Here is a 6,988-nt window from a genome sequence, read left to right on the forward strand (position 1 = left end):
CGCCTCTTCACGAACGATCCCTCTTCCCGTACGCGGGAAGAGACAAAAACAACAATGACATCGTTGGGAGAAGACAATGAAGGCCGCCTGGGCTGCGCTGATTGCTATTCTCGCTGTTGCAGGCGCCGCGCGCGCCGACGACTATCCCTCACGTCCCATCACCATCATCGTTCCCTTCGCCGCGGGCGGTCCGTCGGATGCGATGGCGCGTGTGCTCGCCGAGCGGATGCGCACGGCGCTCGGCCAGCCCCTGGTGATAGAGAACGTCACCGGCGCGGGCGGCTCGATCGGCGTCGGCCGCGCCGTGCATTCGGCCCCCGACGGTTACACGATCTCGTTCGGCCATCTCGGCACCCACGTTGCCAACGGCGCCGTCTACAAGCTCAATTATGACCTGGTCGCGGACCTCGAGCCGGTGGTGCTGCTGCCGAGCAATCCGATGATCGTCGTCAGCAAGAACGCAGTGCCCGCGACCTCGCTGAAGGAGCTGCTGGACTGGCTGAAGTCGCGGCCGTCGCCGCCGACCGCCGGCACCGCCGGCGCGGGCTCGGGCAGCCACATCGCCGGGGTCTATTTCGAGAGCGTCAGCGGCATCAAGCTGCAATACGTGCCGTATCGCGGCACTGCGCCCGCTCTGAACGATCTGATCGCCGGCCAGATCGACGTCATCGTCGACCAGACCTCGAACTCCATCAATCAGGTCCGCGCCGGCACCATCCGCGCCTATGCCGTCACCGATGACAAGCGCCTCGCCTCGGCGCCCGACGTCCCGACGGCGGAGGAGGCGGGGCTGAAGGGTTTCAACATGACGCTGTGGTCCGGCATGTGGGTGCCGAAGGGCACGCCGAAGGCGATCGTCGCCAAACTCAATGCCGCAGCCGTGGAAGCGCTGAACGATCCCGGCGTGAAGAAGCAACTCGAAAGCCAGGGGCTGGAGATGACGCCGCAGGATCAGCTCACGCCCGAGGCGCTTGGCGCGCGCCAGAAGGCGGAGATCGCAAAATGGTGGCCGATCATCAAGGCGGCGAACATCAAGGTGGATTGAGGCGTTCTGGTAGGGTGGATTAGCCCAGCGCTGCGCGAAGCGCAGTCGCTCGGCGTAATCCACCTCTTCTTGTGCGGCGAAAGAACTGGTGGATTACGCTTCGCTAATCCACCCTACGAAGCTACGAAGCCGCGGCTACTCCGTCCCCGTAAACCCCACCGGCGTCGCGACGGCCGCCGCATCCTTCGTCACCACGCGCTGATCGCTCTTGCCGGCGATCATGCCGCTGGCTTCGAACCGGGCGCGGTAGACCAGCACGTTCTCGATCACGCGCTGGACGTAGTTGCGCGTCTCTGACAGCGGGATGCGTTCGACCCAGTCGACCGGATCGACCTTGGGATCCCTGGGGTCGCCGCGCGCCTGCACCCATTCGCGCACGCGGCCCCGGCCGGCATTGTAGCCGGCGAAGGTCATGATCTGGTTGCCGCGATATTCCGACATCAGCGCGCTGAGCTCGGCCGCGCCCATCTGCGTGTTGTAGACGGGATCGGAGACCATCTTGTCCCAGTCATAGGTCAGGCCGAAGCGCTTTGCGGTGTCGCGGCCCGCTTCCGGCGTCACCTGCATCAACCCGACTGCGTTGGCGGGCGATTTGTCGCGCTGGTCGAACGAGCTCTCGGTGCGCGCCACCGAATAGATCACACTGGGGTCGATCGCGGGCGCGACCTGCTTATGTTCAGGGATGCCGATGGTCGGGAAGGCGTAGTGATCGAGCGCGAGCCCCCGCGCCAGTGCCGACTTGCCGACCTCCAGCATCACGCGCGCATCGTTGCGCCGGCCGGCGAGCTCGCCGAGCGCTTCGAGTGCCGCCACGTCGGTGCTCTCCTTGGCGAAATCCTCGGCGTAGTAAAACACCATGTCGCGCTCACCGACGCCGTAGAGCATGTCGGCGGCGCGCACGCGCTCGTCCGCGGGCGGCGTGTCGGCTGCTGCCAGCACGGGCGAGGGCGCGCGCAGCTCGATGCGGTCGAGACCGAGCCTGACGCGGGCGAGCTGGCCGTAATAGGCGGTCGGATAGCGCGCCGCGGCCTGATAGCTCAGGCGCGCATCGACGGTTGCGTTCATCGCCTCCGCCGCGCGGCCGCGCCAATAATGCGCGCGCGACAGCGCGATCGGGTTGGCCGAGCCTTCGTCGATCGCGGCGAAGTGCGTCATCGCTGCCTTGGGATCGTCGAGGTAGCGCAGCGCGATCCAGCCGCACATGAAGTGATAGTCGACGCGATAGACCTCCATCGCGGGCACGGCCGCCGAGCGCACGACGTCGTAGGCGGTTTTGAACTTGCCCTGGTCGAGCAGCTTTCGCGCGAGCAGGCGGCGCTCGCGCCACCAGGCGTCGGTGTCTTGCGCCGCCATCGTATCGGGCGCGGCGGCCAGGATCACCTCGGCCGCGTCGTCGATGCGGTCATTCTGGAGATGCCATTGCGCGCGGCACAGCACATAGCCGAGGTCGCGCCGCGCCTCGGCCGAGACGTCATCGAGGTAATCCTTGGCCTTGCTGGCCTTGCCGGTGACGGCGGCGCAGGCCTTGACGATCGCCAGCGCATCCTCGCCGAGTCGCTTGGCTGCGCGCCGCGCACCTGCGTAGTCCTTGGCGCCGAGGCGCTTGTCCATGCGGGCGCGATGATCCTCGGTGGTCAGGAGATCGCGGAACACTTCATAGGAATCTTCCTCGCTGCGCTCGGACAATTCGTCGGTGCGCCAGGCATCGCGCACCAGACGGGCGGCCCTGTCGCTGTCGCCCTCGGTCATCAGTACGCGGGCGAGTGCGAACTTGCCCTTGGCGCTGGTCGGCCGGTCCATCGTGAACTTGTGCACGGTCGCCGCGTCGGCCTTCTCCTGCCACAGCCGCGCCTCGGCACGGCGGCGGAGCAGCGCGCTGCTCGGCCAGTCCGGATTGGCGGCGAGGAAGGCGGCGTAGCGCTTGAAATTCGCCGTGCTTTCGGAATGCCGCAGCATGAACCAGTCGGCGAGCTTTTGTCCGGCCGGGTCGGCAATGCGGTCGCGGGCCGCGCTCGCATCCTCGGTCTTGCCCTTCCGCGCGAGATCGATGGCATCCTTCAGCGCGGCGAGATCGCCAGTTAGCGGCGGGGCCGCCGGCTTGTCCGAGGGCGCGTCGTCCTGCTTCTTCGACTTGCGCTTGGCCTCGGCATGCTTGCCGTGCCGCGCCTTGCCGGCGGAGGCGTGGCGCTGCTTGCCGGCTTTCGCCTCATGCGTCTTCTTCGGCGCGGACGATTTGTGACCGCTCTTCGCTGCCAGCTCGGTAGGGATGAAGGCCAAAGCGGCCACGGCAGCGATACACGCGAGCGAGCGTAGGCACTGGTTCATTCCGTGGTCCCCCTGCGAAACCAGTACAAACCAAAGTCCGCGACGAGATGCGGCTCGAGAATCAAAACGGCGTCAAAAATGGTGACGCGACGTCGTTTCGCATCCTCAAGCTGTTCCAACAATGCGGCGAAATACGGATGGAGCGAGGGAACTCGTGCAACGGCTGATAGAGGAGGCTCTTAACCTCTGTTAACCATTCGGGCTCGCGCGGTGGTTGCGGGCGGCTCCTTGGCGCCACAGCGGCCTGATTGTGCGTGTTCCCTGGTGCAAATACGGTGTATTGGGTTCCCTAGCCGTTCCTGCAGCCCATTTGCCTCACACCCATGCCGCTTTTCAACCAGTCGATCCGGCGCAAAATCGTCGGCATCGCCCTCGGATTGATCGTCCTGATGCTGGTCACCTCGATCCTGTCGATGGTGATGTCGAGCCAGGTCGGCGTCCTGCTTGACGAACTGACCAACCGCTACATTCCGGCCTATAGCCATCTCGCGCGCGCCAATATCCGCTCGCTGGAGCGGGCGCTGGCGCTGCGGCGAATGGTCATGACGAGGATGGGATCGGCGTCGGACGAGGAGGCCTACGCGGCGCGGCTTCGCGACTTCGAGGCATTGGACCGCAAGTTCGAGGAGGAGGCCGAGACCGCGCGCAAGCTCATCAACGCCATCATCGACGACCCCAGGACCTCTTCCGACAACGCCGCACTGGCACGGCTCGACGTTCGTATCGAGAGCGCTGTCACCGAGCTGCGGCGCAATCTGGACGAGGGCAATACGAAACTGCTCAAGCAGATCGAGGCCAAGGACATGGCCGAGGCCCGCGGCACGCTGGAACAGCTCGACTTGCTGCGCGATGCGTTCAACCGGAAGGTCGACGCGATCCGCGGCGACATGCTGACGCAGGTCTTCTTCTCGACGTCGCAGGTGATAAGTCGGCAATACCAGGCGATTATCGTGTCGGGAGTCGTGACCTTGCTGGCAGCGGTCCTCGGATTTGCCTTTGCGCTTCTGGTGTCCAGCGGCATTACGCGCCCGGTGCGGCTGCTGCTCGCCGGCACGCGCGAGGTCGAGGCCGGCCGCTTCGACAAGACCATCACCGTCTCCACCCAGGACGAGATCGGCGAGCTGGCCGCAGCCTTCAACCGCATGACCGAGCAGCTCAGGCACAATGAGCGCGTCCGCGAGACGTTCGGTCGCTACATCGATCCCAAGGTGGTGCAAGGCCTGATCGACCGGCCCGAGGTCGCCATCGACGGCCAGCGCCGGGTGATGACCATCATGTTCTGCGACATGAGCGGCTTCACCGCGATGAGCGAGGGCATGACCCCGCGCGGCCTGGTCAGGGTGATGAACCATTATTTCACGATGATGTCCGGTCCGATCAGGAGCAACCGCGGCATCATCGACAAATATATCGGCGACGCCATCATGGCCTATTGGGGCCCGCCCTTCATCGAGGAGGACGAGCCGGCGCTGCTCGCAGGCCTTGCCGCCATCGACATGGCCGATCAGGTGCCCGCGCTGCAGAAGCAATTGCCGGATCTCCTCGGCATCCGCGCCATGCCGGGGCTTTGCGATCTGCGCATCGGCATCGCCACCGGCGAGGTCCTGACCGGGAGCATCGGCTCCGAGCTGATGATGAGCTTCACCGTGATGGGCGATGCGGTGAATCTCGCCTCGCGGCTGGAGGCCGTCAACAAGACCTATGGCACCCGTATCCTGATCTCGCAGGCGACAGCGGACGCGATCGGCTCGCACCTCGAATTGCGCGAAGTCGATCGTCTTGCGGTCGCCGGCCAGAGCGCGGCGCAAACGATCTTCGAGGTGATGGGCCGGTCAGGCGCGCTCACGGCCGCGCATGAGAGCCTGCGTTCGCACTACGCCGGAGGCCTCGCCGCCTATCGCGCCGGCCGCTTCGACGAGGCCCGTGTCGCCTTCAACGTGGCACTCGAAGCCGTCCCCGGCGACGGTCCCTCGCGCGCAATGCTCGCCCGCATTGCGCAATTCGAGGCCAATCCGCCGGGCGAGGGCTGGGACGGCGCATGGCGGTTGGAGCAGAAATAGCCGGCCGCGCGGAAAAATTGATTCTACTCGATAACGATGTTCGCCGTGACCTATTTCGCGGGCTTAGGTTTGGTGTCCTTGAGGCGTTTGACGGGGACACGCCGATGACAGAACTTGAGAACAGGCTCGAACGCTTCGAGACGCTCACCGCCGAATGCGAGCTGATCGCCAGGCTCGCCACCGACAGCACCAAGCGCGAGTTTTATCTGAAGCTTTCGGAGCAGTACCGCCAATTGGCGGTGGACATGCGGCAGGCCATCGCAAGCAAAGCTGCGGCCTGACGCCGACAATCCGTTCTTAACACTTGGCGCGCATCCTCAGTGCAGATGCGGGGACGCCTGCGGCGATTTTCCGCTGTGGAAGTGCCGGGCTCGTTGCGGTGCAGCGCGCCTCGCGAGATTGTTTTGTCGTGCCTCACAGGGCGATCCCATGCGCCTCCTTGCGGTCATCATGTTTGGACTCATGACGGCAGCCTGCAATCAGGAGCAGGACATCACCGGCTCGACCCCGGTCTGCGCGATGCGGAACTACACCTCCTTCAATCCCCGCGACATGGCCCAGTGCGTTGCCGCCTGCAAGGCGTGCGACCACGGCAACACGGTCACCTGCAGCACGTCATGCACGCTCAAGGGCGCCCACTGAGCCGCTCAATCTCCTGGTTTGGGGTCGCTACGGTGTCTTGATCCGCCTCGGCGGTGTCTTGGCACCGGAACGATTCACATGGATTAATCATTGAAGGGATGGCAGGACGCGGAGTCCTTGAAATGGGTATGCTCGATCCCGGTCGGTTCCTGGTGTCATGCTCGCATTGCGCGGCCTGGCCGATGGCGGCCAATGTGAAACGTTCGAGCTGGTCGGCTTCGCCAAACGAGGTCCGCTTCGTGTGCCCGCGCTGCCGCCGCGAGGAGACTGCGATCATCTCCGCCTCCGGCGAGTTGACGCCGATCCGGCGCGTCGACGTCCCGCCGCGCGACGTCACCGCGGCTTGGGCTCAAGCCCAGCGCGCAAGAGGACGAGCGTAGCCCGCCCGTTTGAGGAACAAGAGGGTGAGGCGCTGAGGTCAAGTCGCTGAGGTCCAGTCATGGCGATGACCGACCCAGCCCCGCAAGGTGACCGCCGTCCGGACCGTCACGACATACCCGAACGGCGGGGCGGCCTGATGTGACTTTCACGAAGCCGTCGCGGTTGCCCGTCGGGCAAAACACCTGACCATTTCTCGAGACCCCTGTGTCAATGCATACCTACAAAAATATTCCGCTTTACCGAAATTCGGTTTTGACGTATGTGTCGGTCATCCCGGCTCATCCTTGAGGGGCGATCTCGTTGTCGTCTTGATTGCGAGCCGGGCTTGCGGTGGACGCGGCAGCGTCGGCACGAGAGGTGCGGGCAGGGCGGGTAGTCCCTGTGAGCCCGCAACCGCGTGCGGACGAGCGGCGCTGCTAGGCTTCGTCTCGTCTGTAAGTTTTCGGCTTCGTCGACACGGCCGGGAAAACTGCGGCGAAATGGCGGGCCGTGCGTACGGCAAAACCGTGTGGTCCTGGCCGTCGTTGCTACGGTC

General features: G+C 65.0%; 6 protein-coding genes. 5 read left to right on the forward strand and 1 reads right to left on the reverse strand.

Going from position 1 to position 6,988, the window contains the following annotated elements; genetic code table 11:
• Positions 1–76: 76 nt before the first annotated feature.
• Positions 77–1,045, forward strand: a complete 969-nt coding sequence (locus tag AC0L3J_RS32860) for a tripartite tricarboxylate transporter substrate binding protein BugD (RefSeq protein WP_473349821.1) — start codon at positions 77–79, stop codon at positions 1,043–1,045.
• A 135-nt stretch (positions 1,046–1,180) separates the two neighbouring features.
• On the opposite strand, the gene AC0L3J_RS32865 is transcribed toward AC0L3J_RS32860, so the two are convergent.
• Positions 1,181–3,370 (reverse strand): transglycosylase SLT domain-containing protein, encoded by a 2,190-nt coding sequence (locus AC0L3J_RS32865; protein ID WP_473349822.1) that lies wholly within the window; start codon positions 3,368–3,370, stop codon positions 1,181–1,183.
• 323 nt (positions 3,371–3,693) lie between these two features.
• Between AC0L3J_RS32865 and AC0L3J_RS32870 the strand changes: the two genes are divergently transcribed.
• The 4 genes from AC0L3J_RS32870 to AC0L3J_RS32885 all read left to right on the forward strand — a co-directional run bounded on the left by AC0L3J_RS32870 (position 3,694) and on the right by AC0L3J_RS32885 (position 6,452).
• A complete protein-coding gene (locus AC0L3J_RS32870) occupies positions 3,694–5,430 on the forward strand; it encodes an adenylate/guanylate cyclase domain-containing protein (RefSeq protein WP_473349823.1) in 1,737 nt (578 codons plus the stop codon).
• On the forward strand, positions 5,409–5,711 hold the full coding sequence (locus tag AC0L3J_RS32875; RefSeq protein WP_456769882.1) for a hypothetical protein: 303 nt from the start codon (positions 5,409–5,411) through the stop codon (positions 5,709–5,711). Before AC0L3J_RS32870 ends, AC0L3J_RS32875 begins: the two co-directional genes overlap by 22 nt.
• A gap of 148 nt (positions 5,712–5,859) precedes the next feature.
• A complete protein-coding gene (locus AC0L3J_RS32880) occupies positions 5,860–6,072 on the forward strand; it encodes a hypothetical protein (RefSeq protein ID WP_027567097.1) in 213 nt (70 codons plus the stop codon).
• Between the two features lie 122 nt (positions 6,073–6,194).
• Entirely contained in the window at positions 6,195–6,452 is a 258-nt protein-coding gene (locus tag AC0L3J_RS32885) for a hypothetical protein (RefSeq protein WP_007590640.1), read from the forward strand.
• The last annotated feature ends 536 nt before the right edge of the window (positions 6,453–6,988 follow it).

The organism is Bradyrhizobium sp. Kon37, from assembly GCF_055807535.1.

Coding starts and splice junctions, on each gene's coding strand:
- AC0L3J_RS32860 (WP_473349821.1), top strand. CDS start 77: ATGAAGGCCGCCTGGGCTGCGCTGATTGCTATTCTCGCTGTTGCAGGC.
- AC0L3J_RS32865 (WP_473349822.1), bottom strand. CDS start 3,370: ATGAACCAGTGCCTACGCTCGCTCGCGTGTATCGCTGCCGTGGCCGCT.
- AC0L3J_RS32870 (WP_473349823.1), top strand. CDS start 3,694: ATGCCGCTTTTCAACCAGTCGATCCGGCGCAAAATCGTCGGCATCGCC.
- AC0L3J_RS32875 (WP_456769882.1), top strand. CDS start 5,409: ATGGCGGTTGGAGCAGAAATAGCCGGCCGCGCGGAAAAATTGATTCTA.
- AC0L3J_RS32880 (WP_027567097.1), top strand. CDS start 5,860: ATGCGCCTCCTTGCGGTCATCATGTTTGGACTCATGACGGCAGCCTGC.
- AC0L3J_RS32885 (WP_007590640.1), top strand. CDS start 6,195: ATGGGTATGCTCGATCCCGGTCGGTTCCTGGTGTCATGCTCGCATTGC.